Consider the following 25,814-nt stretch of genomic DNA (forward strand, 5'->3'; position numbering starts at 1 on the left):
TCGTTGCTAAACTTCCTTCAGCGCAGGGAAGCCTTGAGGAGAATGGCAATCCCGCTACTGCGCCGTTGGAGGAAAATCATGAATGGTATGAAGCGCAGAACGCTGTCCTGCCTTGCACTGGCGCAACAGGGTGTTCGCGGAAGCTTTGCCCTTGTCGATCGCGATTATCTGCTGGAAGCCGGAAGGATCGCAGGGGCGGGGACGGCAGCAGCCCTTTCCTCCCGTCCCACCTTGCAACGGGCGTTTTTCGGCGGTGCCGCCGCCACCATTTTCTGAATTCAGGAGGAAGACCATGCAGACTGTCAATCTTTTCATCGGTGGCGACCATTGCCCGGCCGCAAACGGCAAGCGTTTCGAGCGCAACAATCCGATTACCGGGGACCTGGCAACCAGTGCGGCGGCGGCAACGCCCGAGGATGCCACACGTGCGGCCGATGCCGCAGCCGCAGCCTTTCCCGTCTGGTCGGCAACGCCGCCCGGCGAACGCCGTCGTCTGCTTCTTGCCGCGGCGCAGGCGCTCCGCGATGCCGGGCCGCAGATTACGCTGGCGATGAAAGAGGAGATTGGCGCGACGGATGCCTGGGCCGGTTTCAACGTGATGCTGGCCAGCGACATGCTGGTCGAGGCGGCCAGCCTGACGACCCAGATAAAAGGCGAAATCATTCCCTCCAACCGCCCGGGAACCACGGCGATGGCACTTCGCCAGCCGGCAGGCGTCGTTCTGTCCATCGCGCCATGGAATGCACCGGTCATTCTCGGCGTACGCTCCATCGCCACGCCACTTGCCTGTGGCAACACCGTGGTGATGAAGACCTCGGAGCTTTGCCCGCGCACCCATGCGCTGATTATCGAGGCCGTCGCTTCGGCAGGTCTGCCGAAAGGTGTGCTGAACGCCGTCTCCAATGCGCCGGAAGATGCGGCGAAAATCGTTGAAACACTGATCGCCCATCCGGCTGTCAGAAGGGTGAATTTCACCGGTTCGACCCGCGTCGGTCGTGTCATTGCGGAAACGGCGGGCCGTTACCTGAAGCCAGCGCTTCTGGAGCTTGGCGGCAAGGCACCCTTCATCGTGCTTGATGATGCCGATATCGATGCGGCAGTGGCTGCGGCCGCCTTTGGCGCTTACATGAACCAGGGCCAGATCTGCATGTCGACGGAACGCATCATCGTACTCGACAGCGTTGCCGACACCTTTGTCGAGGCCTTTGCCAAAAAAGCGGCGAGCCTGAAGGCTGGAGACCCTCGCGAGGGAAAGATGCCGCTTGGCTCCTTGGTCAGCGCCGAGGCCGCGTCCCGCATCCGGGCGCTGGTGGATGACGCCGTTGCCAAAGGCGCACGCCTTGTGGCCGGCGGAGGCGGTAATGGTACCATGCTGGATGCGCTTGCCGTCGATGGCGTGACCTCTGCGATGCGGCTCTATTCCGAAGAAAGCTTCGGCCCGGTCGTTTCCATCATTCGCGCCGCCAGCGTCGATGAGGCAGTCAGTATCGCCAACGAAACCGAGTTTGGTCTTTCCGCAGCTGTTTTCGGCAGGGATCAGGCAAAGGCACTCGCGGTAGCCGGACGCATCGAAAGCGGCATTTGCCACATCAACGGACCCACCGTTCACGACGAGGCGCAGATGCCGTTCGGTGGGGTGAAGGCCTCCGGTTACGGCCGTTTCGGCGGCACGGCGGGCATTGCGGAATTCACCGAACTGCGATGGGTCACGCTGCAGGACGGACCGTTGCATTACCCGATTTAAGCCGGAAGCATCACCGGCTGGCTGGTCACGTCAACGCTTCTCGTCGATCAGCCAGCCGGTGAGTTTTCTGACCGCACTGTCGCTGCTTTTCGGCCTCAGCAACCAGTAGCCGCGACCCGGCGCATCCAGACTCGGGCCTGCGGTCACCAGCACGCCTGCCTCGACCAGCGGATCGACCAGTCCCGCCCAACCGAGGGCAAAACCCTGTTCGCCGATCGTTGCCTGAACCACCATGGTGTAATTGTTGAAGCTGATGTCTCCGCTTTCGTTTTCCGCGCCTCTCAGCACGCCGAAATGCTTGAAATAGGAGGCCCAGTCGAACCAGTGCGCCTGTGAGGTATTTTCGAGGTGGATGAGTTTCAGCCGCGAAAAATCAGCCACGGTTTCGGGTGCCGATTGCTCCGCCAAAAGCGCCGGCGAGCAGACGGGCGTGACCTTCTCCGAAAGCAGCAGCACCGCGCCGTCGCCGGCATCCTGCCGCGTGCCGAAGATGATCATCACGTCGCTGTCGTGTTTGCCCTGTCCGAGCGGATCCTGCGTGGCGACGATCTGGATGTTGATGTCAGGATTGAGCGCGCGAAAACCATGCATGCGTGGGATCAGCCAGAGAGAGGAGAAGGCATAGTCCGTGTGCAGGCGGATTGTCTGCCGCTCCTCCGTTCTGCGAAGTTGCTGGGCCAGAAGATCGATGGCATCGACATTGCGCGAGACGATCTCGAACAGCTTTAGCCCCTCGGCCGTCAACTCGATGCCGCGATGTTTACGCCGCACCAGTGCAACGCCCAGATCGTCTTCCAGCCGGCGGATCTGATAGCTGACGGCTGGCTGGGTCAGCCGCAGGGACGCCGCCGCTGCCGTCAGGCTGCCGCGACGGGCGACCTCGGTAAAAATGCGCATCCATCCAAGATCGAGCGGCCGCTCTGTCATAGAAATTCCTTATATCAGTCATCGAAAAATACCCGCTTCACAGGCAAAAACAATGTGGTGTTCAATAAACTGGACTAATAAAAGGGGAGCCGCAATGAAAACCGTTTCTCGCATTCACCGCATCGCCGCCAGTCTGTTTTTGTCCGTGGCGGCCTTCTCCACCCCGCTTTATGCCGCCGATGATGCGGCCTGCAAGACCATTCGCCTCAGCGATCCCGGCTGGACCGACATCACCGCCACCAATGGCGTCGCCTCGGTTCTGCTCGATGCTTTGGGGTATGAGGCTGACGTCAAGACGCTGTCGGTGCCGATCGGCTATCAGGCCATGAAAAACGGTGAGATCGACGTCTTTCTCGGCAACTGGATGCCCGCCCAGAAATCCTTCGTTGACGACCTCAACGCCGCCAAGGCGGCCGACGTGATGACGAAAAACCTTGAAGGCGCCAAGTTCACCCTGGCAGTGCCTTCCTATATGGCCGAAAAGGGCGTGAAGGATTTTTCGGATCTTGCCAAACACGCTGACGAATTTGAAAGCAAGATTTACGGCATCGAGCCGGGCGCACCCGCCAACCAGAACATTCAGAAGATTATCGATGCCAATGATTTCGGCTTGAGGGGCTGGCAGCTTGTCGAATCCGGCGAGCAGGCGATGCTGGCGCAGGTGGAACGGGCCGGAAAAGACAAAAAGGCGGTCGTCTTCCTAGCATGGGCGCCGCACCCGATGAACGAGAAGATCGATATCGCCTATCTCTCCGGCGGTGACGCCTATTTCGGCCCGAATTTCGGCGGCGCCGAGGTCTATACGCTTGCCCGTACCGGCTGGCCGCAGCAATGCCCGAATGCGGCGACGCTTTTCAAGAACCTCAAATTCGATATCGGCATGGAAAATGCCCTGATGGGTTCCATTCTCGGTGGCGAGGATTCCAAGGCGGCGGCAGCGACGTGGCTGAAGGCCAATCCGACATCGCTGGACGGCTGGCTGCAGGGCGTTACCACGCTGGATGGCAAGCCGGGTGCGGATGCCGTCAAAGGCAAGCTTGGCCTCTGAGACTGTAGGGTGAAATGCCGCGTCCCAATATCCTGATCCTAATGGCCGACCAGTTCAACGGGACGTTTTTTCCCGATGGCCCGGCCGATTTTCTCCACGCGCCACATCTGAAAGCGTTGGCGGAGCGGTCTGTCCGTTTCGCCAATACCTATACGGCAAGTCCGCTTTGTGCGCCGGCCCGGGCTTCGTTCATGTCCGGTCAATTGCCCAGCCGGACGCGGGTTTACGATAATGCCGCCGAATTCGCGTCGGATATTCCGACCTATGCGCATCACCTGCGGGCAGCTGGTTATTACACCGGCCTTTCCGGAAAAATGCATTTTGTCGGACCGGACCAGCTGCACGGCTTCGAAGAGCGTCTGACGACGGATATTTATCCGGCGGATTTCGGCTGGACGCCTGATTATACCAAGCCGGGCGAGCGGATCGACTGGTGGTATCACAATATCGGTTCGGTCACCGGCGCGGGCGTTGCCGAAATCACCAATCAGATGGAATATGACGATGAGGTTGCCTATCACGCAACCCGCAAGCTCTACGATCTGTCGCGCCGGCTCGATGACCGCCCATGGTGCCTGACCGTCAGCTTCACCCATCCGCATGACCCGTATGTGGCACGGCGGAAATTCTGGGATCTCTATGAGGATTGCCCGGCACTCGATCCGCAGATAGGGGCGCTTCCCTTCGAGCAGCAGGATCCGCATTCAAAACGGTTGCTGGAAGCCTGTGATCATCAGGCCTTCGATATTTCACCCGACGAGATACGCCGGGCGCGGCGCGGTTATTTCGCCAATATCTCCTATATCGATGAGAAGGTCGGCGAAATTCTCGACGTATTGAAGGCGACGCGGATGGAGGAGGACACGATCATCCTGTTCCTCTCCGACCATGGCGACATGCTGGGCGAGCGCGGCCTGTGGTTCAAGATGTGCTTTTTCGAGGGTTCGGCCCGCGTGCCCTTGATGATCGCAGCACCCGGCTGGAAACCGGCGCTTATCGACGCGCCGGTTTCGACGCTGGATGTCACACCGACGCTATGCGGTCTGGCAGGCCTCGATATTACCTCACTGAAACGCTGGACGGATGGCGAAGACCTTGCGGCGTTGGCTGCGGGAACAGGCGAGCGCGGGCCGGTGCCGATGGAATATGCCGCCGAAGGTTCGATCGCGCCACTGGTCGCCATCAGGGATGGCCGTTACAAGCTCTCAGTCTGCGAAGCGGATCCGCCGTTGCTCTACGACCTCGAGACGGATCCTGAAGAGCAGATAAATCTTGCCGGCAATCCTGAATTCGCTGATGTGCTGTCATCGCTTTCGGCTGAAATCGGCCGACGCTGGCAGCTGCCCGTTTTCGACGCATCGGTACGGGAAAGTCAGGCGCGGCGCTGGGTGGTCTACAAGGCGCTGCGAAACGGCGCCTATTTCCCGTGGGATTATCAGCCGTTGCAGAAAGCCTCGGAACGCTACATGCGCAACCACATGGACTTGAACGTGCTGGAGGAAAACCAGCGTTTTCCACGCGGGGAATAACGCTGGCATGGATTATGCGGCGGCGTTCGTTCTCGGCGCGCCGCCCGTGGCCTGCACGGCAAGGCTACCCGCCGCGACGCCTGCCTCAAGGCATTGCTTCTCGTCCGCCTGCCGAAGCCAGGCATCGATGAAACCGGCATTGAAGGCATCACCCGCGCCTGTCGTGTCGACGACGGGTACCTTCTTCGCCGCCGCATGGTGCAGGCCTGTCTGCGAGGACACCCAGGCGCCCTCTGCCCCGCCTTTCAGGGCGACGACAGGAAACGACCCCGACAAGGCTCTGGCCGCCGACTCAGGGTCAGAATGGCCTGTGATCGCCTCGGCTTCTTCGAGGTTGGGCAAAAACACGTCGACGCCATCACACGCCTTGAGCAAGCCTTTGTCATAAATCAGCGAGGCATCCCAACTGGGATCGAGCGAGACGGATAGTCCGCTGTCCCTGGCGCGGGCGACGAGATCGGGGATTTCGTGCAGTGTGGCGAATTCTGCGATGTGCAGATGGCAGGCTCCGTTCCACGAAAATGCGGCATCAAGGGTCGATGGCCGGGCGATACCGGCGCGCCGTGTCAAAAACGCCCTGTCATGGCCAACCACCGTCGCGACGGTGACCTGCGGGCCCGCATCTGCCGAGTGTTCCAGAAATTGCAGGTCTACACCGCTTTGCTGCATTTTCTCGCCGATGGCGCGTGAGAAGGTGTCGGTGCCGAGCCTTGCTAGCAGCGTGGCCGTGCGACCGATATGGGCGAAATGCGCAGCCGCAATGAAAGCCCCGCCACCGGCGGCGATTTCCATGTCGCTGGCAAACAGCTCCCGTCCGAGCACCGGCAATTCGTCAAGCCCGGTGAAAATGAGGTCGCAATAGATCCGGCCGATACTGATGACCGCTGACTTTTCCGTGTCTGTCGTCATCATGCGCGGCCCAGAAGCTTTTCCGTCTTGGCATCGAAAAGATAGAGCGCGCCTGCCTGCGCCTCGCATTGCAAGCGGCTACCCACTTGGGGAATGGCTTTGCCCCTTGCTGTCGCGATGACCGAGGTCGTGGGCGTGTCCAGATGAACCAGCGTTTCCGGGCCGAGCGGCTCCACGGCTGTCACTGTTCCCTCCAGCGAGAAGGACCCTTGAGTTGTCTCGCCTTCTCCAACCAGCAGATCATGGGGGCGAATGCCAATCAGCAGATCGCCATCGGCAGACTGTGTAACGCTATTCGTCGTTCTTTTGCCCCGCAGCAGGTTCATCGACGGGCTGCCGATGAAACGCGCAGTGAAGACGTCCACCGGCGTCTCGTAAAGTTCCGAGGGCGTACCGACCTGCAGGATATGGCCGTCTTTCATCACGACAATCCGATCGGCCATGGTCATGGCTTCCACCTGATCGTGAGTGACGTAGACGGTGGTTGTCTTAAGACGTTGGTGCAAGCGCTTGATTTCAATGCGCATCTGCGATCTTAATTGCGCATCGAGATTGGACAGCGGCTCATCGAAAAGGAAGGCTGAGGGATCGCGCACCATGGCGCGGCCGATGGCGACGCGCTGCCTCTGCCCGCCCGACAAAGCCGCGGGCCGACGGTCGAGCAATGCCTCAAGTCCGAGCACCCGACCGGCCTCTTCGATACGCCGGTTCTTTTCCGCCTTGTCGAGCTTTGAGGTATAGAGCCCGAAGCCGATGTTCTGGCGAACCGTCATATGCGGGTAGATCGCATAGTTCTGGAAGACCATGGCGATGTTGCGCTGTTTCGGTTCTTTCTCGTTGACGACGTTTCCGGCAATTTTCAGCGTTCCGCCCGAAATCTCTTCCAGACCCGCGATCATTCTGAGTGTCGTGGATTTGCCGCAGCCGGAAGGGCCGACGAATACGACGAATTCGCCGTCTTCAATGGCAAGGTCGATGCCTTTGACTGCCTCCACCTTGCCGTAGCGCTTTACGAGTTGATTGAGTTCGATTGTCGCCATTATCGCGCTCCCGTCAGGGCGGTAAATTTCTCTGCAAGCTCAGCGGCTTTTGCCGCTTCGTAGTCGGTGGATCGCTGTGCTTCTGCTTCAAACGCAGCAAGTTTGTTGCGATAGGCCGCAATTGCCTCGCGCATCGGCTCCGGGGCAGGGCCGCCGAAGCGGCTGCGCACGGCGACAAAGTGCTCAGGCGAGACGATCTGCCTGAACTTTTCCTCATCGACACTGGTCTCGCGTCCTGCCAGTTCCTCGAACGCCCTGCGGAACGGCTGGTAACCGTCGTTCGGCAGGTCACCCTTCAGCGCTACAACGCTTTTGGCGACGGTTGCGGCAATTTCATGGGCCTGGCGGAATGACAGGTCTTCGATGCGGACAAGAGAATCTGCCAGTTCCGTGATGGTGATGCAGGAACGGCGAATATTCTGGTCGACCCTTTCCGGATCGATACTGATCTTGCCGACGAGGCTGGCAAGGAGATCGAGCACCCGGCCGGCAGAGGCGAAGGCTTCGTAACCCATGCCCTGGGTTTCGCCCTCGCTGTCGTTCATGTCGGTGAAGGGCGTGTTGTGCATCACGTCGAGCATGGTCCTTGCCCGCCCGAATGTCTGGCTTGCAAGGTGGCGCAGATGTTCGATCGGGACCGGGTTTCGTTTCTGCGGCATGATCGACGAAATCTGCACCAGCGAATTCGGTACGTAGATCTGCCCGACTTCGAAACTCGTCCAGAACTGGAAGTCCTGAATGAGCCTGCCGAGATGTAGAAACATCAATTCGATGGCGCCATAGGTCGCTGTCGTATAGTCGACGGCGGCGATGCAGGAATAGGAATTGCGCAAGGGTGCCGCAAAGCCGAGAAGTTCGGCGACACGTGCCCGGTCGATGGGAAAGCCGGACGTGGTGATGGCCGCAGCGCCCATGGGTGAGAGATCGACGATGCGCCGGGCCTCAGTGAAGCGGTCAATATCCCGGATCAGCACTTCGATGGCGGCGGAAAGATAGTGGCCGAAGGTGGTGGGCTGGGCCGGTTGTCCGTGCGTATAGGCGACGATCAACGTCTTTACATTGCGCTCGGCGGCGTCGATCAGGGCGGCCAGCAGAAGCCGCGCCTTGGCAGTGAGCGTGTCGATCTTGTCTTTCAGGCCGATTTTGAAAAGCGTGTGATCTATGTCGTTGCGCGAGCGTGCCGTGTGCAGGCGGCCTGCCACATCGACACCGATGCGGGCTTTCAGCTCCTTTTCGATCAGGAAGAAGAAATCCTCGACCTCGCCGGTATACACCAGCTCCGACGGATTGATGGTCCTGTCGATGTCATCAAGCGCTCCGGCGATTTTTGCTGCCGTGTCCGCATCGAGAATGTCGGTCTCGCGCAGCATGACCAGATGGGCGCGGTCGATGCGGCGGAAACCGTCGACATGGTGGTTCTTGGCGCCATCGAAAAGCGGACGCAGCACGGTTTCCTTGTAAACTGGGTCGGGAAACTTGCTGGTATCCGACAGGCGCGGGTTCATATCGGCCATGATGTTATCCTTTCAGGCCTGCCAGCATCACACCGCGAACGATGTAGCGTTGCAGGACGATGAAGACGATAAGGGTTGGGATGGTCGCAATGGCAGCGCCGGTCATGATCATTTCCCACTGGATCTGTTGTTCCACCGCAAAGCTCGATAGGCCGACGGGCAGCGTGTACAGCTCCTTGCTGGTAGTCACGATCAGGGGCCAGAAGAATGCTGTCCAGTTGCCGAGGAAGGTGAAGATTGCAAGCGCCGAAAGGGCAGGCGTCACCAGCGGCAGGGCTACCTTCCACCAGATCTGGAATTCGTTCAGCCCGTCGACACGCGCTGCCTCCAGGAAGTCATTCGGAACCGTCTCAAAGAACTGCTTCATCAGGAAGGTGCCGAAGGCCGTCATCATTCCCGGGAACATGATGCCCCAGTAGCTGTCGAGCCAGCCAAGCTGGCTGGACATCAGATACCAGGGGATAACAAGCATTTCGGTCGGGATCATCAGCGTGGAAAGGATCGCGAGGAAGATGAAGTAGCGACCGCGAAACTCGAATTTGGCCAGCGTATAACCGACCAGACTGTCGAAGAAGCAGTTGGAGATGGTGACGATAACCGCAACGAACATCGAGTTGAAGAACCAGCGGAGAAAACGGCCGTCGGCCATGACAGTCATGTAATTCGCAAGCGTCGGTGCTGCGGGAATGAGCCTGAGATCATAGACCTGATCCGCGGTCTTGAACGAGGTCGAAAACATGAAGAGCAGCGGCGAAATCATGATCAGGCCGCCGATGAACAGCAGCGTCCAGGCAAGGATGCGGCCGGGGCGGACGCGGGCGTGGGAGAGTGGCAACGCTTCGCTCATTTCTTTTCCCTCAGAACCCAGAGCTGGACCAGCGACACGACAAGAAGAATGGTGAACAGGACAACCGTCTGCGCAGCGGCATAACCCATCGCATAAGAATTGAACGCGGTCTGGTAGATCATCAGCACCAGCGGTTTGGTTGAGCCGAGCGGTCCACCCGGATCGTTGGTGGTCATGTTGTAGACCTGATCGAAAATGCGCAGGAACCCGATTGAGGAGAAGACGACCAGGAAAACGGTGGTTGGTTTCAGGAGCGGCAGCGTGATCTTTCGAAGGATCGCCCATTCGCCAAGTCCGTCGATGCGCGCGGCCTCATAAAATGTCGTCGGAATGGAGCGCAGGCCCGCCATGAAGATAATGATCTGGAAACCAAGCCCCGCCCAGATGGACGTCACCATGACCGAATAAAGCGCCTGATCGGTGGAACGGATGAACGGCTGCTGGGGAATTCCGATCATGCCAAGCACGTCGTTGATGATGCCGATCGGCGGCGGCTGATAGAACCAGCGCCAGACCCATGCCATTGCTGCTGCCGTCGTCAGATAGGGCAGGAAATAAAGCGCGCGGATGAAACCGTGCAGGATGCGCACCCGATCCAGATAAAAGGCGATGACGAAAGCCAGAACCAGACTGATGGGCGTGCCGACGATGAGATAGGTGAAGGTGTTCTTGAAAACCTTCCAGAATTGCGGATCCTTGAACAGCTTGACGTAATTGGCAACGCCGATGAACTTTGCCGGGCGCAGCAGGTCCCAGTTGGTGAAGGACAACCAGAAGGCCTGCAACGTCGGGTAAAAACGGATGATGCTGTAAAACAGGATCGGGATAGCAAGAAAGCTCCAGATCCACACAAGCCGCTTCGTGCGCATGGAAAAGCGATCCCCGAAGGAGCCGCCGGGACGGCCGGATGCCGCCCCCTGTTGATCGATCGCTGTCATGATTGGACCTGCGGTTTTACGGTTTGGCCGCGTCGATGATTTCCTGCTCGGCGCTGGCGGCCTGCTTGATGGACTCCTCGACGGATTGACCCTCGAGCAAAATCCGGTTCGTCATGTCGATGGCGTTCTGCCGCTGGGCTGCCTCATCCATGAACCGTGTCGTATGGGCGTATTCGAGACCCTTCAGGAACGGTGCATAGATCGGGTCTTTCAGGTTCTCCTCGGTCAACGCCGCAGATCGCCGCGCCGGCAACTCGCCAACCGTCTTCAGCCAGATCGCCATGGCTTCCGGTGAGGAGATGTAAGCGAGGAATTTCTTCGACGCTTCCAGTTCTTCACCGGTTGTCTTGGCGCTGATGCCATTGGCGAAATAGCTGGCATAGTTGGAGCGGATATTCTTGTCGTTGGTGGGAAGCTCGGTCACGCCCCACTCAAAGTCCTTGATGGTTCTGAAAGATCCAAGCCTGAACGTGCCGTCGATGGTCATGCCTGCCTTGCCCGCACGGAAGGCAGCCTGGCCTTCGTCCATGAAGCCCACCTGACCGATCTTCTTTTCAAGCTGCAGGCTCGTATAGAACTTCAGCGCCTGGATGCCCGCCTCGCTGTCATAGGTGACTTTCTGGTCGTTGTCGGTGTAGGGCTCGCCGCCATATTGGCGGATAAGAACTTCGCGCCACCATTGGTGGTCCTGACCGCCCATATCGAGCGTGGAGCCTGCAACGGTCAGGTTTCCGGCGGCATCGTGCTTGGCGATCTTTTCCGCCGCGGCAACAAATTCGTCCAGCGTCTTCGGCGGATTCGCGGCGTCGAGACCGGCTTCCGTGAAGAGCTTCTTGTTGTAGAAAAGTGCGAGCGAGCGAACCGCCGTCGGCAGGCCGTAATAATCGTCGCCTCGCTTCATGGCGCCGACGATGGGGAAAAATTCGCTTTCGATCTTGTCATGCGGGAAAGCGTCTGTCGGCAGCGGCTGCAAGATACCGCCGGCTGCAAACTTGTCGAGCCAGCCGTAGAAGAGCTGCATCACGTCAGGGCCTTTACCGGACATGTTGGCGGCAATCACTCGCGTCTGGTAGTCGGCATAAGGGAAGGTCACCTGTTTGACGGTGATATCCGGATTAGCCTTCTGAAACTCGGCGATAAGCTCGTCCATCGCTTTGACGCGTGTGTCGAAGACATATTGCCAATATTCGATTTCAACCGCCTGCGCGGCGTTGAATGCAAATGTGCTGAAACCGGCGACCAAGCCGGCGAACAAAGTTGCCCTGCGCATGTAAGCCTCCATTTTCTCCGCCCGGTCTTCCGGATGCGGAGTGATCGTTCCCTTTATCCGCGCTTTCGCGCGCGCTCATCGATTTGCCGGCAGCGGGATTTTACGCGTTCCGCCCCTTGCAATTCTGACCCCCGGTCGCTCTCTACGGTTCTCTGAAGGCGAGCATTTGTCAATAACATAATTTACTTGAATTATTATATTGCGCTTATCCTCACTTCGACGCTATGAATTTTCTAACGGACGGGAAGTTGAAGAGATGACGGTGCACACGGTGGATACCTATCCCGTAGCAATCGGAAAAAATCCTGAGCGCAGCCGCGAACACAACAGGCGAGTCGTCCTCGACATCGTCAGGCGGCACGGCTCGCTCGGTCGCGCCCAGTTAGCCAAGATCACGCATCTCACACCCCAGGCGGTTGCTAATATCGTCGATGAGCTGGTGGGCGAGGGGCTCCTGAAAGAGCTTGGTCGCCGGCGCACCGGCAGGGGCCAGCCGCCGATACAATTTGCCGTCAACCCGGATGGTGGCGCAACGATCGGGGTTGAGATTGCCGCAGACCATATGGTCACCGTCGGTCTTGATCTGGCCGGCGTGTTGCGCACGCAGCGCGTTACCCCGCTCAAGGACACCACGCCGGACGCCATACTCAAAACCTTTGCGGCGGAACATGCAGCGGTTGCGAAGAATGTCGGGTGCAGGCTGCTTGGCACCGGCGTCGTCATGCCCGGGCCTTTCGAGATTGACGGCATGACCTCGGTCGGTCCGACGACGCTTTCCGGCTGGGTGGGTATCGATGCCCGCCAGATGCTGAGCGATGCCTGCGGCCAACAGGTCGTGGTGGAAAATGATGCGACGGCCGCTGCCGTCGGCGAGCGCCTGTTCGGCGCAGGGCTGGCTATCCCGAATTTCTGCATGATCTATTTCGGCGTCGGCATTGGTCTCGGCATCATCCAGGATGGTTCGCCCTATCGCGGCGCTTTCGGCAACGCCGGCGAAATCGGCCATGTGACCGTCTCGCCCAAGGGAAGGCCTTGCCCGTCTTGCGGGCAAAGAGGTTGCCTGGAGGCCTATGCTTCCGTCTATGTGCTCAAGGAAAAGCTCGTCTGCGCCGGTGTTGCGGACACGGAGCTTGATGATCTTGAAGCCCTGTTCAGCGCGGGCAATCCGGTCGTGATGGAATGGATCGACGAGGCGGCCGTCCATCTGGCGCCGATGGTGGCGATGCTCGAGAACATTCTCGATCCGCAGACGGTCATTCTCGGCGGTGCGCTGCCTGAAATCATCATCAGCGAGATGATTGCGCGGATGGGGCATCTGCCGACTTCGGTTGCAAGCCGGCGGCAAAGAGAGTTGCCGCGCGTCATCCACGGCAAGTCCGGACAGTTGACGGCGGCGCTTGGTGCTGCCGCCTTGCCGCTGTTCGACATTGTCACACCAAAACTTGAGACGTCCCTGGGCGCCGCAGCGCAGGTGCCCGGCTGAATATTGGAGGAGACCGCCCATGCTTAACCCCCGGGAGCGCATCGAACGGCAGATGGCCGATCCATGGCTCGTGCGCCTGCACCGTAAACTGAGCGCACTGAAATCCACTGTCACCGTCATGCACACCGGTGCACATCCGGACGACGAGCAGAACGGTCTTCTTGCCTATTTCCGGATGGAACTGGGCATGCGGATCATCATCGCCTGCTCGACGCGCGGTGAAGGCGGGCAGAATGCGCTTGGGCCGGAGCGGCTGGGCGCGCTTGGTGTCATCCGGTCGCGGGAGCTGGAGGAGGCGGCCCGCATCATCGATGCGGACATAAGCTGGCTCGGCCATGGCCCGGCGGATATCATCCACGACTTCGGCTTCTCCAAGGATGGCGACCAGACCTTCGGTCGATGGGGGCAGCAGCGCATCGTCGAGCGGCTGGTGCGCGCCTATCGCAAGGAACGGCCCGATATCGTCATTCCGACATTTCTCGATGTGCCGGGACAACACGGGCACCACCGCGCCATGACGCGCGCGGCGAAAAGCGCAATCGCGCTGGCGGCTGATCCTGCCGCCTATCCCGAGCATTTCTCCGAGGGGCTGAAGCCGTGGAAGGTGGCCAAATATTATCTTCCTGCATGGTCTGGTGGTGGTGACACCTATGATGACGAGGTGCCTCCGCCGGAAACGACGCTGACAGTCAACGCGGTGGGCAAGGAGCGGGCAACCGGCGCGCAATATGACCGCATCGGCGAATGGTCGCGTTACTATCATGCCTCACAGGGAATGGGGCATTGGCCGAAGCGGGCGCAGGAAGCATGGCCACTGCATCTCGAGCTCTCCAACGTCGCGGGCGGTGAGGAAAGCTCGATCCTCGACAGCCTGCCGTCGTCGCTGGCTGATCTCTCGGCTTTTCCGGGTCTTACCGCCGATTTGGCAAAGGCGCTGGTTGCAGCCGAACAGGCAATCACTGACGCAATCGATACCTTTCCCGACACGCAGCGGATCACGGCCTCACTTCTGACGGCGGCAACCCTTTTGCAAGAGGTCGACGAGGCCGCAGCGCCGGACTTCAGGGAGTTGCATGGGCACCGGATCGCGCGCAAACGGGCGCAGGTCGATGCCGCTATCCTGACGGCACTCGATCTTTTCGAGCGAGCCTATGCCGAGCCGGCCGAGATCGTTCCGGGCGGGACGTCATCTCTCTATGTGGAACTCGCGGGAAAGGCGGCTGAATTTGACGTCGAGGTTACCCCGGTCCTTCCGGCTGGCGTATCGTCTTCGGTTCAGTCGCGTGGCCAGACAATGGTCTTCTCACTTGCCGCCGATCAGGACGCGGCCGTTTCCGGGCTTTACCAGCCCGACTGGAAAGCCTCAGGCGGCAATGGTCATGCCTCGGTGCGCCTGTCCGTAAGGATTGGAGGCAGGGAGGTTTCAGCCAACTTCGATCTGGAGGAGCCGTTTTTCGTGACGCCGGCGCAGTCGCTGACGATTTCGCCCGATGCGCTTCTGGTTCCACTTGGACAGGGGCAGGATTCCCATGTTTTTCAGGCACACATAAAGGGTGCCGATGCACCGCTGTCTTTCAGGAGTACGGGTGGCTGGAACCTGCGCAAGACCGGCAATGACTGGATTGCCGAGCGTACCGGTGAGGCAGCGGTTGGCCTTGCCCAGATCGAAGCGCTTGTCGGTTCACAACCTGCCTTCCAGATCACGCCCATCGCATATCCGCATATAGGCCGGGCGCGGTTTCTGGCACCCTCCACTCTGAAAATCCTCTCTCTAGATCTCAAGCTGCCCCAGGGGGCGCGCGTCGGTTATGTCGGCGGCGGTGCCGACCGGGTCGGGTCGTGGCTTTCGCGCATGGGTCTTGATGTCACCGAACTCGATGCGCAGGCGCTTGGCGGTGATCTCTCGTCCTTCACGACGATTGTTGTGGGCATCTTCGCCTTCGGCATTCGCAAGGATCTGGCTGCGGCAACCGAAAGGCTTCACCGCTTCGTCGAAGAAGGCGGCCATCTTGTCACGCTCTATCACCGTCCAACCGACGGATGGAATCCCGAGACGACGCCCGTCAGGCGACTTGAGATCGGTAAGCCTTCCCTGCGTTGGCGGGTGACGGACCCAAATGCGGAGGTGACGGTGCTATTGCCCGATCATCCATTGCTTGTCGGGCCCAATACGATCGGTGCTGCCGACTGGACGGGCTGGGACAAGGAGCGCGGGCTCTATTTCGCTGCGCGCTGGGATGATGCTTATGAACCCCTGCTCGCCATGCACGATGTCGATGAACAGCCTCTGAAAGGGGCGCTGGTCTCGGCGGCCATTGGCAGGGGCCGGCATACGCATACAAGCCTCGTGCTGCACCACCAGATGGACAAGCTGGTGCCGGGGGCATTCCGCCTCATGGCAAACCTTGTGCAACCCGCGTGAATGGCCAGGACCAGAGTGAAAAACAGGAAAACCCGCGCGAAAACGATGCTCGCGCGGGCATCGGCTGGCTGCTCATGGATATGTCCCTCGTTTCGGGCGGAATGACAGCCCTCGTCAAGGCGCAGGGTGTGACCTATCCGGCATTCCAGCTCGTCTTCATAAGAGCGATGATCGGCCTGATCTTCATCCTGCCGCTTATCTGGCGACACCGGGGGGAAATGGCGCGCGTCAAATATCCCTGGCGCAACCTTTTCCGAATCTGCTGCAACGCCATTGCACTCACCAGCAACTTCGTCGCCATCACCCTCTTGCCGCTCGCCACCGTCAATGCTGTCGGCTTCTCACGCCCGCTGGTGACGATGGCCATGGCGGTTGTCTTTCTCGGTGAAAAGGTAAGCCGATATCGCTGGGTCGGCGCTTGCCTCGCATTTGTTGGCGTCCTTGTTGTCATCGGGCCGGGCGGCGCGGAGATTAACGCAGGCGTGCTCGTCGTCCTCGTCTCCGTCGTGTTCGGCGCGCTTGCGGTGATCCAGACCCGGGCGCTGCGGCAGGAAAACACCACTGTCATGATGGTGTTCTACACTGTGGGTCTTGCCGTCATTACCGCCGTTCCGGCGATCTGGACGTGGAAACCGGTCATGCCGCTCGACTGGGTGGCGCTGCTCGCCATCGGCCTGCTTGCGCAAATGGGGCAATATTGCTTCCTGCGGGCCTATCGCATCGCTGACGCCAGTGTTCTGGCGCCCGTCGGATATCTGTCGATATTGTTCGTGACCGCTGTGGGATACTTCCTGTTTGACGAGGTGCCCGAAGCCCGTGCTATTCTTGGCATTGCCATCATTCTCGTCTCCTTGCAGGCAACCGCCTTTGCGGAATATCTTTTGAAGAAGTTGCGCGGCCGGCGGTGAAAGGTGCCGCTTTTATCTTTGACGCGCCAGAACGCTCAGCCGGATCCAGCCCAGTGTCGCGCGCTTGAAGCGATCGTAAAACGAACGGGCAAACCGCACATATCGCATGATCCATGCGAACCAGGCGTAGGTGAGGAGCTTCTCCCGACCGGCGTGGTAAATGCGCTCGACAATCAGGAATGTGGCGAGGTGAGCGAGGATCGTCAGCGCAATTCCCGTTTTGACGGTGCCGTGCGCGATGAGGAGCAGGCCGATGATTTTCATCGGTTCGGCGATGGCAAATGGCACCGCCAGCAAAAGAAGAATGGCAAGACGCGGTAATCCGCCAATCCGGCTTTCCAGTTTCCTGATGAATGTCAGTCTGGATATCGCCTTGATGATCGGCCGATAGAGCGGGCGAAAAATGCCGTCGAGGATCAGGGCAAACACGATGATTGCCCGAAGCGGAAAGATGAGGATCTTCCTGATTTTGTTGTTCACCTCATTCGGTCTCCAAAAGGGGCTGTATGGCCAATTCTTAATCGCCTGAAACGTGGCAAAACGAAGTTGTTTTTTACGATCTGCTCTGCTGAACGCTCGCATACATGCCGGTGGTGCGGAATTCGCTTGGATTGATGCCATATAGCCTGCGGAAGACCTTCGAGAAATAGTTCGGGTCTTCGAAGCCGCATAGCACGGATACCTCCTTGATGGGGATGTTTTCGGCTGTGGTGAGAAGCTTGGCTGCCCGCCTCAACCGTCGCTGCAATACAAATTCGGCCGGTGGCAGGCCTTCGCTTGCCGTGAAGATGCGGGAAAAATGCGCACGGCTGAGGCCGGCGACGGCGGCAAGATCGCTGACGGAAAGACGCTCTCCGAGATGCCCGTCTATATAGCTCAGCACCTGCTGCATGGTGCGATATTCACCGCCAAAGGAGGGATGCGAGCCGAACACGTCGTCATAAAGCGTCATCGCCGCTTCATAGGCGACGGCGGAGGCCGCCCCTGGTGTTTCCGCGCCGTTGACGAGGCGCGAGCAACAATGGGCGAGATGATCGACGGTTTCCTGTTGCAGCTTGAGGATCGGCCCGGTGACGGCAAGAATATTGCGGTGAATGCGCAAGGCCTCTTCGCCATTCATGGAGATCCAGAAGAACTCCCATTGCTTTCCCGCTTCCAGCCAGTAGCGATGATTGTGCGGGATGAGCAACAGGAGGGTTTCGCCCGGCTTCACCACGTAATGACGGTTCTCGTAACGAAGGTTTCCCTGTCCGCCAATGCAATATTGCAGCACAGTGAATGGTGTCTGTCCGCGCTTTCGTCCGTCCCAGTCATAATTGCCACTGCTGCGGATTTCATAGCCGCTGCTGGTGGGCATTGTGTGCAGGGTCTGGCGGCCGCGGGGCAGCGAGACGGTCCGCATCCCCGGCCCCTGATCGATCAAATCGCGCAGCACAAAATTACCCATGAAAGCATAATCCTTCTCTGGTTCCGCTCGTCATTATACGCATAATCCCGAACCGAGGAGACAGCCAGCGCGATATTGTTGCGGAGAATTTTTTAGGAGCGCCGGTTTTCCGGGGTTCTTACAGGTATATTCTCGCAGCGCCTTATTATGATCGTTTGGCCCGTTTCATCCGTTCGATTTGCAACAGAGGTGGCGTTATGAGTTTCAAAATCGCTATAATCGGCGCCGGAAGCGTCGGATTCACGAAAAAACTGTTCACCGATCTTTTGTGCGTGCCGGAGTTTCGCGACATCGAGGTCGCGCTGACGGATATCAGCCAGCACAATCTGGATATGATCAGGGCGATCCTCGACAAGGTCGTGGAAGCCAACGGTTTTCCGGTGAAAGTGACGGCGCATACCGACCGCCGTCGCGCGCTTGAGGGTGCGAAATACATCATAAGCTGTGTGCGGGTCGGCGGTCTGGAAGCCTATGCGGACGACATCCGTATTCCGCTGAAATACGGGATCGACCAGTGCGTCGGTGACACCATCTGCGCCGGCGGCATTCTCTATGGCCAGCGTAACATTCCGGTCATTCTGGATTTCTGCAAGGATATCCGCGATGTCGCCGCACCCGGTGCCAAGTTCCTGAATTACGCCAACCCCATGGCCATGAATACATGGGCAGCCATCGAATACGGCAAGGTGGATACGGTTGGTCTTTGCCACGGTGTGCAGCACGGTGCGGAGCAGATCGCTGAAATTCTCGGCGCAAAATCCCCGTCCGAACTTGATTACATCTGCTCGGGCATCAACCACCAGACATGGTTCATCGATCTAAGGCTGAATGGCCGCAAGATCGGCAAAGAAGAGCTGGTCGCCGCTTTCGAGGCGCATCCGGTTTTCTCACAGCAGGAAAAGCTGCGCATCGACGTGCTTAAGCGCTTCGGTGTCTATTCGACGGAGAGCAACGGCCATCTGTCCGAATATCTGCCGTGGTACCGCAAGCGCCCGGATGAAATCGCCCGCTGGATCGATATGTCGGACTGGATTCACGGCGAAACCGGCGGTTATCTGCGCCACTCCACCGAGACGCGGAACTGGTTCGAGACGGAATTCCCGCAGTTCCTGGCGTCAGCCGCCAAGCCCATCGAACCGGAGAAGCGCTCCAACGAACATGCGAGCCACATTCTGGAAGCGCTTGAAACCGGGCGTGTCTATCGCGGCCACTTCAACGTCAAGAACAATGGCGTCATAACCAACCTTCCTTCTGATGCGATCATTGAGTCGCCCGGTTTCGTGGATCGTTTTGGCATCAACATGGTCTCGGGTATCACGCTGCCGGAAGCCTGCGCGGCGACCTGCATGGCGTCTATCAACGTGCAGCGCATGTCGGTACATGCGGCGGTCAGCGGCGATATCGATCTTCTGAAGCTTGCCGTGCTGCATGACCCGCTAGTCGGCGCCGTCGCCACTCCGGAGGAGGTCTGGCAGATGGTGGACGAGATGGTCGTCGCACAGGCGCGCTGGCTGCCGCAATATGCGGATGCCGTGCCTGATGCCAAGGAGCGGCTTGCGAAATCCACCGTCAAGACCCGCGACTGGGCGGGTGCGGCGCGCCGCAATGTGCGCTCAATCGAGGAACTACGGGCCGAGAAATCGGCGCTGAAAAAGGCCGTTTGAAGGAAAAGGCATGGGAACAGGCCGGTGGTGAAAAGGGAGTTCGCCGCCGTGGCTATCGCGACAACAGAGGGTGGGCGGTCGAAGAGCTGCCATTTGGGAGGAATGACGATGCAACTTCAACGCAAGATCGGTATCATCTCGGCATTGGGTCTTGGTGTTTCGATGATCGCACTCAGTGCGAACGCCTTCGAAACCACCACGCCGCCGGAGCCGCCGCAGTTTCCGGCCGAAGGCAAGATCGATTATGTGGCGCGCGACTCGATCCTGGAATTCAAGGCCCTGCCTGATTACAGCGAGCCGGACTGGATCACCGAAAAATTCGAGAAGACTGGCAAGCTGCCGCCCTTGAAGGAACGCTTGCCTGAGGAGCCGCTGGTCTACAAGACCGGCAACATGGTGGATGGCATCGGCGTTTATGGCGATACGATGCGCCATGTGATCGGCGGACGGCCCGAAGGCTGGAACTACATTGCCGGCCAGAGCCAGGGCTGGGGCGGCATCGATATTGCGCTTTCCGAATGCCTGACGCGCACAGCGCCGCTGTTTCAGGTGAATGCCAAGGACACCGAACCGCTGCCCAATCTCGCCAAAGGCTGGGAATGGTCGCAGGATGGCCATAAGCTGACGATGCATCTGGTCAAGGGTGCCAAATGGTCTGACGGTGTGCCGTTCAACGCCGATGACGTCATGTTCTACTGGGAAGACGCGGTTCTCGATCCCAACGTCTCGCCGCTCGGCGGCGGCGCGTCGCCTGAAGCCTTCGGCGAAGGCACCACGCTCAAAAAGATCGATGACTATACGGTGGAGTGGACTTTCAAGACCGCTTTCCCGAAGCAATATCTCTACACCATGGCTTATCCGAGCTTCTGCCCCGGACCGGCGCATATTCTGAAACCACAGCACCCGAAATATTCCAAGAACACCTATAACCAGTTCAAGAACGCCTTTCCGCCGGAATATATGAACATGCCTGTCATGGGTGGTTGGGTGCCGGTGGAATATCGCCCCGACGACATCATCGTGCTCAGGCGCAATCCATACTACTGGAAGGTCGACGAGAAGGGCCAGCAGCTGCCTTATCTCAACGAGCTTCATTACAAGCTCTCCACCTGGGCCGATCGCGATGTGCAGGCTGTGGCGGGATCGGGCGATTTCTCCAATCTCGAGCAGCCGGAGAATTTTGTCGCTTCGCTGAAACGCGCAGCTGACCCGAATGCGCCGGCTCGCCTTGCCTTCGGGCCACGCCTGATCGGCTATAACCTGCAGATGAACTTTTCCGCCAATGGCTGGGGCAATCCGGACGAGCGCGGGCAGGCCATTCGCGAGCTGAACCGCAACGAGGTGTTCCGTCAGGCGGTGACCTCGGCCCTCGATCGCAAGGCAATCGGCGACTCGCTCGTCAAGGGCCCATTCACGGCGATCTATCCGGGTGGCATTTCCTCGGGCACCGGTTTTTACGATCGCAATTCCACGGTCTATTACCCCTTCAACCTTAAGGAAGCGAAAGCCGCCCTTGCATCAATCGGCCTGAAGGACACCGATGGCGACGGCTTCTTGAACTTCCCGAAGGAGACACTGGGCGGACGAAACGTCGAGATCATTCTTCTGGTCAATAACGGCTACACGACGGACAAGAGCATTGCGGAAGGCCTTGTCGGGCAAATGGCGAAACTTGGCCTTCGCCTCGTCATCAACAGCCTTGATTCCAACCAGCGCGATGCGGCCCATTATGGCGGTCAGTTCGACTGGCTGGTGCGCCGCAACTCCACCGAGCTTTCGTCCGTGGTGCAGAATACCGAGCAGTTGGCACCCGTTGGCCCGCGCACCAGCTGGAACCATCGCGCACCTGAAGGCAAGGAACTGGATCTGATGCCGTTCGAAAAGGAGATGGCCGATATCGTGCGCAAATTCATCTCCTCGCAGGACAATGCCGAGCGGGCGGAACTGATGAAGCAATATCAGAAGGTCTACACGCAGAACCTCTACACGATAGGGCTTACCGAATATCCCGGCGCGCTTATCGTCAACAAGCGGTTCTCGAATGTGCCGCAGGGCACGCCGATCTTCATGTTCAACTGGGCTGAAGACGCCATCATCCGCGAACGCCTTTGGGTCGCGGCCGACAAGCAGGGCAAATACGAGCTTTTCCCCGAGCAGCTTCCCGGCAAGCCGGGTGAGGGCGGCCCGATCAACTAGAACTCCTCCCGGAGAAAACCCGGTACCGGTCGCGCGTGAAGCGCGGCCGGAGACACACGGACTAGCCAAGTGGAGGATACCCGTTCGATGCTGAGATTCCTGACAATACGCATAGGCTCCGCCATTCCGGTGCTGCTTATCCTGAGCGTGGTGACATTCGCCATCATTCAGGCGCCACCCGGCGACTATGCTGACTACATCCGCTCGCAATTGATGAACCAGGGCGGTGCGTCCTTCGAACAGGCGGAAGCGCAGGCGCAGGCCTACCGCATCGAACACGGTCTCGATAAGCCGATCGTCGTGCAATATTTCAACTGGATCGGCGGTATCATCACACGCGGCGATTTCGGCTACAGCTTCTATTACAACAAGCCGGTTGCCGATGTGGTCGGCGAACGCCTGCCGCGCACCATCGCACTCGCCCTTGTCTGCCACATTCTTTCATCGCTTCTCGGCATCGGTTTCGGCATCTGGGCTGCCACCAGACAATATTCCTGGATCGATAATCTGCTTTCGACCGTCGCCTTCCTCGGCATGACCATTCCGCGCTTCCTGATGGCGCTGATCCTCGTCTACCTGATGGTGTTTCATTTCGACGTGTCGGAAATCGGCAGCTTCTTTTCGCCGCAATATGGCGGTGCGCCATGGTCATGGGGGAAGTTCGTCGATCTCGTCAGCCATGTCTGGCCGGTGGTTGCCATCGCCGTTTTCGGTGGACTTGCCTATAATATGCGGGTGATGCGCGGCAATCTGCTGGATACGCTGAACGCCCAATATGTGGAGACGGCGCGCGCCAAGGGCCTTTCGGAAGGCGCGGTCATCATGCGCCACGCCGTGCCGAACGCCGTGCATCCGCTCATTATGTATCAGGGCGTCGTGCTGCCCTATATGCTGAGCGGCGAAATCGAAACTGCGATCATCTTTGCGCTGCCGACCGTCGGTCCCGCCATCGTCGGGTCCATGGCGGTCGGCGATGTCTATGTCACCGCAACCTTCATGATGGTGCTGGCCGCCACGCTCATCATCGGCAACATCATCGCCGACATGCTGCTCGCCATGCTCGACCCGCGTGTGCGCGAATTCGGGAGGGCTTGAGATGGTGGCCGTTGACGAACTCAAGAATGAATCGGCTGCCGCAGCGAAGCCCGAGCGGGGTGTTCAGGGTAACGAGACCTATCTCGCTCTGGTGTGGCGGCGCCTCAGACGCTCTTTCACCGGCATGGTGGGGCTGGTGCTGGTGGTGCTGTTGATCACGATCTCAGTCTTCGCCGATTTCTTCGCGCCGATGAACCCGCTCGAAACCAATGACAGTTTCTCCCCGCCGCAGGTGGTGCGGTTCTCCGACAAGGACGGCAATATCAGCCTGTTCCCTCGGGTCTATGCCACCGCTGAAACGGATGAGCTCGATCCGGTGACCTTCCAGCCTATCGTCGGCCCGGATTACGACAATCCGCTTTATCTCGGCTTTTTCGTGAAAGGCGCGGAATATCGGCTGTTCGGCCTCATCCCGGCAAACCGGCACTTCTTCGGCACCACGGACGGGCAGCCGGTGCATTTTCTCGGAACCGACAAGTTCGGACGCGATGTGCTGTCACGCGCCATTTATGGATCGCGCATCTCGCTTGCCATCGCGCTCAGTGTCGTCACCATCGTTACCGTCATCGGCACCAGCGTCGGGTTGATCTCAGGATATTTCGGCGGGCCGCTGGATGCCTGGGTGCAGCGTTTCGTGGAAGTGGTTCTGGCCTTTCCACAATTGCCGCTCTATCTCGCCTTGACGTCGCTTATCCCGGTCACTGCCCCGACGACTGTTTTCCTCCTCTTCGTGGTCGGCGTCATGTCAGCGCTCGGCTGGGCGCAGATGTCTCGCGAGGTGCGCGGCAAGACGCTGGCGCTGGCGCGTATCGATTATGTCCGCGCCGCGATTGCCGTCGGTGCCACCGACCGGCGCATTATCTTCCAGCACATCCTGCCGAATGTGATGAGCCATGTGATCGTTGCCGTCACGCTGCATATTCCAAGCGTCGTGCTGCTCGAATCCTTCCTTGGCTTTCTCGGTTTCGCGGTCAAGCCGCCGCTGATCTCCTGGGGGCTGATGCTTCAGGATACGGCCACCTATTCCGTCATTGGTTCCTATCCATGGATCCTTGCGCCGGTCGGCTTTGTGCTGGTCACCGTTTTTGCCTTCAACGCGCTGGGCGATGGCCTTCGCGATGCTGTCGATCCCTATTGAGAGGAGCGTAACATGGTTGCTGCACAGAATACCTACGCCCCTGCCATCCGCTTCGATGCTGATAATCGAAACGACCAGGCCATCATCGATGCACGCAATATTGCCGTGACTTTCAAGGTTGAGCACGGCACGGTGGAGGCAGTGAAAGACATTTCCTTCCAGCTTTACCGGGGGGAGACGATCGCCATCGTTGGCGAATCCGGTTCGGGAAAATCGGTGACCGCCCGCACCATCATGGGGCTTTTGACGAAGCGGGCCTCGGTTTCGAAAACCGCGACCGTGCGCTTCAACGGCGACGACATCCTGAAATTTTCAAGCCGCCAGCGGCGGGCGTTGCGCGGCAACCGTATCTCGATGATCTTTCAGGAGCCGATGAGTTCGCTGAACCCGATCTATACAATCGGCAGTCAGATCGTCGAGGCGATCCGCGTCCACTCGAAGCTGAGCAGGAAGCAGGCCGAGGCGAGGGCGCTCGATCTTTTGCGGCAGGTGCAGATTCCGGAACCCGAGGCGCGGCTGAAGCAATATCCGCACCAGCTTTCCGGCGGTCAACGGCAGCGTGTCATGATCGCCATGGCGCTCTCCAACGATCCGGATGTTCTGATCGCCGACGAACCCACCACAGCACTGGATGTGACAGTACAGGCGCAGATCCTCAACCTCATACGCGATCTGCAGAAGAAGCGCGGCATGGCCGTGGTGCTCATCACCCATGACCTGACGATCGTGAAGCAGTTTTCCGATTACGTCTACGTCATGCAGCATGGCGAGATGCGTGAGCACAACACCACTGAGCGGCTGTTTGCAGCGCCGAAGCACCCCTATACCCGAAAGCTGCTTGCTTCCGAGCCGCATGGCACCGCCAAACCATTGCCGGAAAATTCCGGTGTGCTGCTGACGGCGAATGGCGTGCGGGTGTCGTTCATGATGCGCTACGGTGGCCTGTTCAAGCCGGAATTGAAGGAACTTGTTGCCGTCGACGATCTTGGTCTAGCCCTCAAGCGCCATGAAACGCTGGGAATTGTCGGCGAATCCGGGTCTGGCAAAACGACCTTTGGCCAATCCCTGTTGCGGCTGAACGAGCCGGTGGCCGGAGAGGTGATTTTCGATGGCGAGAGGGTCGACGGCCGCTCCCGGTCTCAAATGCGGCCTCTGCGCTCACGCATGCAGGTCGTCTTTCAGGACCCTTTCGCCTCGCTCAATCCACGCATGACCATCGGCCAGATCATCGAGGAAGGGCTGGTTATCAACGGGCTTGGTAAAACCAAGGCCGAAAGGCTGGAGCGGGTGCGCGACGCGCTGGAAGCGGCAGGCATGCCCGGCAACATCCTCTCGCGTTTCCCGCACGAGTTCTCAGGCGGCCAGCGCCAGCGCATCGCCATCGCGCGTGCAGTCGCGCTGGAGCCGGAATTCATCCTGCTCGATGAGCCGACCTCGGCGCTCGACCTTTCCGTTCAGGCGCAGATCATAGACCTGCTGCGCAAGCTGCAGGACGAGCGGGGCTTGAGCTACCTGTTCATCTCGCACGACCTGAAGGTCGTTCGGGCTCTCTGCCACCGCGTCATCGTCATGCAGCGCGGCAGGATCGTGGAGGAAGGCCCCGTCGAGGAGGTGCTGAACCGCCCGAAAACCGAATACACCCAGCGGCTCGTCCGGGCCGCCTTTGAAATCGCATAGTTCAAGATGCCGGAGGCA

Annotated in this window: 21 protein-coding genes; 12 read left to right on the forward strand and 9 right to left on the reverse strand. The window is 59.2% G+C overall.

Going from position 1 to position 25,814, the window contains the following annotated elements:
- The first annotated feature begins 78 nt into the window (after positions 1-78).
- Positions 79-276, forward strand: a complete 198-nt coding sequence (locus J5276_RS23275) for a hypothetical protein (RefSeq protein WP_041694585.1) — start codon at positions 79-81, stop codon at positions 274-276.
- 16 nt (positions 277-292) lie between these two features.
- Positions 293-1,744, forward strand: a complete 1,452-nt coding sequence (locus J5276_RS23280) for an aldehyde dehydrogenase (protein ID WP_111827906.1) — start codon at positions 293-295, stop codon at positions 1,742-1,744.
- Between the two features lie 30 nt (positions 1,745-1,774).
- Here J5276_RS23280 and J5276_RS23285 read toward each other — a convergent pair whose 3' ends face one another.
- On the reverse strand, positions 1,775-2,671 hold the full coding sequence (locus J5276_RS23285) for a LysR family transcriptional regulator (RefSeq protein ID WP_004431240.1): 897 nt from the start codon (positions 2,669-2,671) through the stop codon (positions 1,775-1,777).
- Positions 2,672-2,765: 94 nt separating this feature from the next.
- Between J5276_RS23285 and choX the strand changes: the two genes are divergently transcribed.
- Both choX and betC read left to right on the forward strand, forming a co-directional pair.
- Positions 2,766-3,719 carry a choline ABC transporter substrate-binding protein gene (gene choX / locus J5276_RS23290; RefSeq protein ID WP_174012415.1) on the forward strand — a complete coding sequence of 318 codons (954 nt, stop codon included), beginning with the start codon at positions 2,766-2,768 and terminating at the stop codon, positions 3,717-3,719.
- Positions 3,720-3,733: 14 nt separating this feature from the next.
- Positions 3,734-5,248: a choline-sulfatase gene (gene betC / locus J5276_RS23295; protein WP_174012417.1), complete on the forward strand. Its 1,515-nt coding sequence runs from the start codon at positions 3,734-3,736 to the stop codon at positions 5,246-5,248.
- A gap of 12 nt (positions 5,249-5,260) precedes the next feature.
- On the opposite strand, the gene J5276_RS23300 is transcribed toward betC, so the two are convergent.
- From J5276_RS23300 to J5276_RS23325, 6 genes are read right to left on the reverse strand one after another with little or no spacing between them, the layout of a single operon-like run.
- Positions 5,261-6,160 carry a carbohydrate kinase family protein gene (locus J5276_RS23300; RefSeq protein ID WP_174012419.1) on the reverse strand — a complete coding sequence of 300 codons (900 nt, stop codon included), beginning with the start codon at positions 6,158-6,160 and terminating at the stop codon, positions 5,261-5,263.
- Positions 6,157-7,197 carry an ABC transporter ATP-binding protein gene (locus J5276_RS23305; RefSeq protein ID WP_004431247.1) on the reverse strand — a complete coding sequence of 347 codons (1,041 nt, stop codon included), beginning with the start codon at positions 7,195-7,197 and terminating at the stop codon, positions 6,157-6,159. The genes J5276_RS23300 and J5276_RS23305 overlap by 4 nt, the downstream gene beginning before the upstream one ends.
- Positions 7,197-8,711: an argininosuccinate lyase gene (gene argH, locus J5276_RS23310; RefSeq protein WP_174012421.1), complete on the reverse strand. Its 1,515-nt coding sequence runs from the start codon at positions 8,709-8,711 to the stop codon at positions 7,197-7,199. The genes J5276_RS23305 and argH overlap by 1 nt, the downstream gene beginning before the upstream one ends.
- Before the next feature lie 4 nt (positions 8,712-8,715).
- Entirely contained in the window at positions 8,716-9,558 is an 843-nt protein-coding gene (locus J5276_RS23315) for a carbohydrate ABC transporter permease (protein ID WP_004431250.1), read from the reverse strand.
- Entirely contained in the window at positions 9,555-10,496 is a 942-nt protein-coding gene (locus tag J5276_RS23320; protein WP_004431252.1) for a carbohydrate ABC transporter permease, read from the reverse strand. The genes J5276_RS23315 and J5276_RS23320 overlap by 4 nt, the downstream gene beginning before the upstream one ends.
- Before the next feature lie 16 nt (positions 10,497-10,512).
- Positions 10,513-11,778 (reverse strand): extracellular solute-binding protein, encoded by a 1,266-nt coding sequence (locus tag J5276_RS23325; protein ID WP_019566690.1) that lies wholly within the window; start codon positions 11,776-11,778, stop codon positions 10,513-10,515.
- A gap of 244 nt (positions 11,779-12,022) precedes the next feature.
- On the opposite strand from J5276_RS23325, the gene J5276_RS23330 reads away from it, so the two are divergent.
- From J5276_RS23330 to J5276_RS23340, 3 genes are read left to right on the forward strand one after another with little or no spacing between them, the layout of a single operon-like run.
- The gene (locus J5276_RS23330; protein ID WP_097171122.1) at positions 12,023-13,249 is read left to right on the forward strand and encodes an ROK family transcriptional regulator; all 1,227 of its coding nucleotides are present in this window, start codon (positions 12,023-12,025) and stop codon (positions 13,247-13,249) included.
- Between the two features lie 19 nt (positions 13,250-13,268).
- The gene (locus J5276_RS23335; protein WP_209159665.1) at positions 13,269-15,671 is read left to right on the forward strand and encodes a PIG-L family deacetylase; all 2,403 of its coding nucleotides are present in this window, start codon (positions 13,269-13,271) and stop codon (positions 15,669-15,671) included.
- On the forward strand, positions 15,668-16,579 hold the full coding sequence (locus J5276_RS23340) for a DMT family transporter (RefSeq protein WP_174012425.1): 912 nt from the start codon (positions 15,668-15,670) through the stop codon (positions 16,577-16,579). Before J5276_RS23335 ends, J5276_RS23340 begins: the two co-directional genes overlap by 4 nt.
- Before the next feature lie 12 nt (positions 16,580-16,591).
- Here the strand turns inward: J5276_RS23340 and J5276_RS23345 are convergent, their stop codons facing one another.
- Together J5276_RS23345 and J5276_RS23350 are read right to left on the reverse strand one after the other, a co-directional pair.
- Positions 16,592-17,059 (reverse strand): hypothetical protein, encoded by a 468-nt coding sequence (locus tag J5276_RS23345; RefSeq protein WP_035200397.1) that lies wholly within the window; start codon positions 17,057-17,059, stop codon positions 16,592-16,594.
- Between the two features lie 73 nt (positions 17,060-17,132).
- Entirely contained in the window at positions 17,133-18,026 is an 894-nt protein-coding gene (locus tag J5276_RS23350) for an AraC family transcriptional regulator (RefSeq protein ID WP_013761096.1), read from the reverse strand.
- A 197-nt stretch (positions 18,027-18,223) separates the two neighbouring features.
- On the opposite strand from J5276_RS23350, the gene J5276_RS23355 reads away from it, so the two are divergent.
- The 5 genes from J5276_RS23355 (at position 18,224) to J5276_RS23375 (ending at position 25,796) form a co-directional block, all read left to right on the forward strand.
- Positions 18,224-19,690, forward strand: coding sequence for an alpha-glucosidase/alpha-galactosidase (locus J5276_RS23355; RefSeq protein WP_111796698.1), 1,467 nt, complete (start codon positions 18,224-18,226; stop codon positions 19,688-19,690).
- Between the two features lie 108 nt (positions 19,691-19,798).
- On the forward strand, positions 19,799-21,886 hold the full coding sequence (locus tag J5276_RS23360) for an ABC transporter substrate-binding protein (protein WP_112236128.1): 2,088 nt from the start codon (positions 19,799-19,801) through the stop codon (positions 21,884-21,886).
- A gap of 87 nt (positions 21,887-21,973) precedes the next feature.
- Positions 21,974-22,981: an ABC transporter permease gene (locus tag J5276_RS23365; RefSeq protein WP_004431273.1), complete on the forward strand. Its 1,008-nt coding sequence runs from the start codon at positions 21,974-21,976 to the stop codon at positions 22,979-22,981.
- A 1-nt stretch (position 22,982) separates the two neighbouring features.
- Complete coding sequence (locus tag J5276_RS23370) at positions 22,983-24,119, forward strand: ABC transporter permease (protein ID WP_013761093.1); 1,137 nt, start codon at positions 22,983-22,985, stop codon at positions 24,117-24,119.
- 12 nt (positions 24,120-24,131) lie between these two features.
- The gene (locus J5276_RS23375; RefSeq protein ID WP_013761092.1) at positions 24,132-25,796 is read left to right on the forward strand and encodes an ABC transporter ATP-binding protein; all 1,665 of its coding nucleotides are present in this window, start codon (positions 24,132-24,134) and stop codon (positions 25,794-25,796) included.
- Positions 25,797-25,814 lie beyond the last annotated feature (18 nt).

Source organism: Agrobacterium sp. S7/73, assembly GCF_019355535.1.
In the GTDB taxonomy this organism is placed as follows: Bacteria; Pseudomonadota; Alphaproteobacteria; order Rhizobiales; family Rhizobiaceae; genus Agrobacterium; species Agrobacterium tumefaciens.

Coding starts and splice junctions, on each gene's coding strand:
- J5276_RS23280 (WP_111827906.1), top strand. CDS start 293: ATGCAGACTGTCAATCTTTTCATCGGTGGCGACCATTGCCCGGCCGCA.
- choX (WP_174012415.1), top strand. CDS start 2,766: ATGAAAACCGTTTCTCGCATTCACCGCATCGCCGCCAGTCTGTTTTTG.
- J5276_RS23335 (WP_209159665.1), top strand. CDS start 13,269: ATGCTTAACCCCCGGGAGCGCATCGAACGGCAGATGGCCGATCCATGG.
- J5276_RS23370 (WP_013761093.1), top strand. CDS start 22,983: ATGGTGGCCGTTGACGAACTCAAGAATGAATCGGCTGCCGCAGCGAAG.
- J5276_RS23360 (WP_112236128.1), top strand. CDS start 19,799: ATGCAACTTCAACGCAAGATCGGTATCATCTCGGCATTGGGTCTTGGT.
- J5276_RS23325 (WP_019566690.1), bottom strand. CDS start 11,778: ATGGAGGCTTACATGCGCAGGGCAACTTTGTTCGCCGGCTTGGTCGCC.
- J5276_RS23375 (WP_013761092.1), top strand. CDS start 24,132: ATGGTTGCTGCACAGAATACCTACGCCCCTGCCATCCGCTTCGATGCT.
- J5276_RS23285 (WP_004431240.1), bottom strand. CDS start 2,671: ATGACAGAGCGGCCGCTCGATCTTGGATGGATGCGCATTTTTACCGAG.
- J5276_RS23320 (WP_004431252.1), bottom strand. CDS start 10,496: ATGACAGCGATCGATCAACAGGGGGCGGCATCCGGCCGTCCCGGCGGC.
- J5276_RS23275 (WP_041694585.1), top strand. CDS start 79: ATGAATGGTATGAAGCGCAGAACGCTGTCCTGCCTTGCACTGGCGCAA.
- argH (WP_174012421.1), bottom strand. CDS start 8,711: ATGGCCGATATGAACCCGCGCCTGTCGGATACCAGCAAGTTTCCCGAC.
- J5276_RS23300 (WP_174012419.1), bottom strand. CDS start 6,160: ATGATGACGACAGACACGGAAAAGTCAGCGGTCATCAGTATCGGCCGG.
- betC (WP_174012417.1), top strand. CDS start 3,734: ATGCCGCGTCCCAATATCCTGATCCTAATGGCCGACCAGTTCAACGGG.
- J5276_RS23355 (WP_111796698.1), top strand. CDS start 18,224: ATGAGTTTCAAAATCGCTATAATCGGCGCCGGAAGCGTCGGATTCACG.
- J5276_RS23305 (WP_004431247.1), bottom strand. CDS start 7,197: ATGGCGACAATCGAACTCAATCAACTCGTAAAGCGCTACGGCAAGGTG.
- J5276_RS23350 (WP_013761096.1), bottom strand. CDS start 18,026: ATGGGTAATTTTGTGCTGCGCGATTTGATCGATCAGGGGCCGGGGATG.
- J5276_RS23315 (WP_004431250.1), bottom strand. CDS start 9,558: ATGAGCGAAGCGTTGCCACTCTCCCACGCCCGCGTCCGCCCCGGCCGC.
- J5276_RS23330 (WP_097171122.1), top strand. CDS start 12,023: ATGACGGTGCACACGGTGGATACCTATCCCGTAGCAATCGGAAAAAAT.
- J5276_RS23365 (WP_004431273.1), top strand. CDS start 21,974: ATGCTGAGATTCCTGACAATACGCATAGGCTCCGCCATTCCGGTGCTG.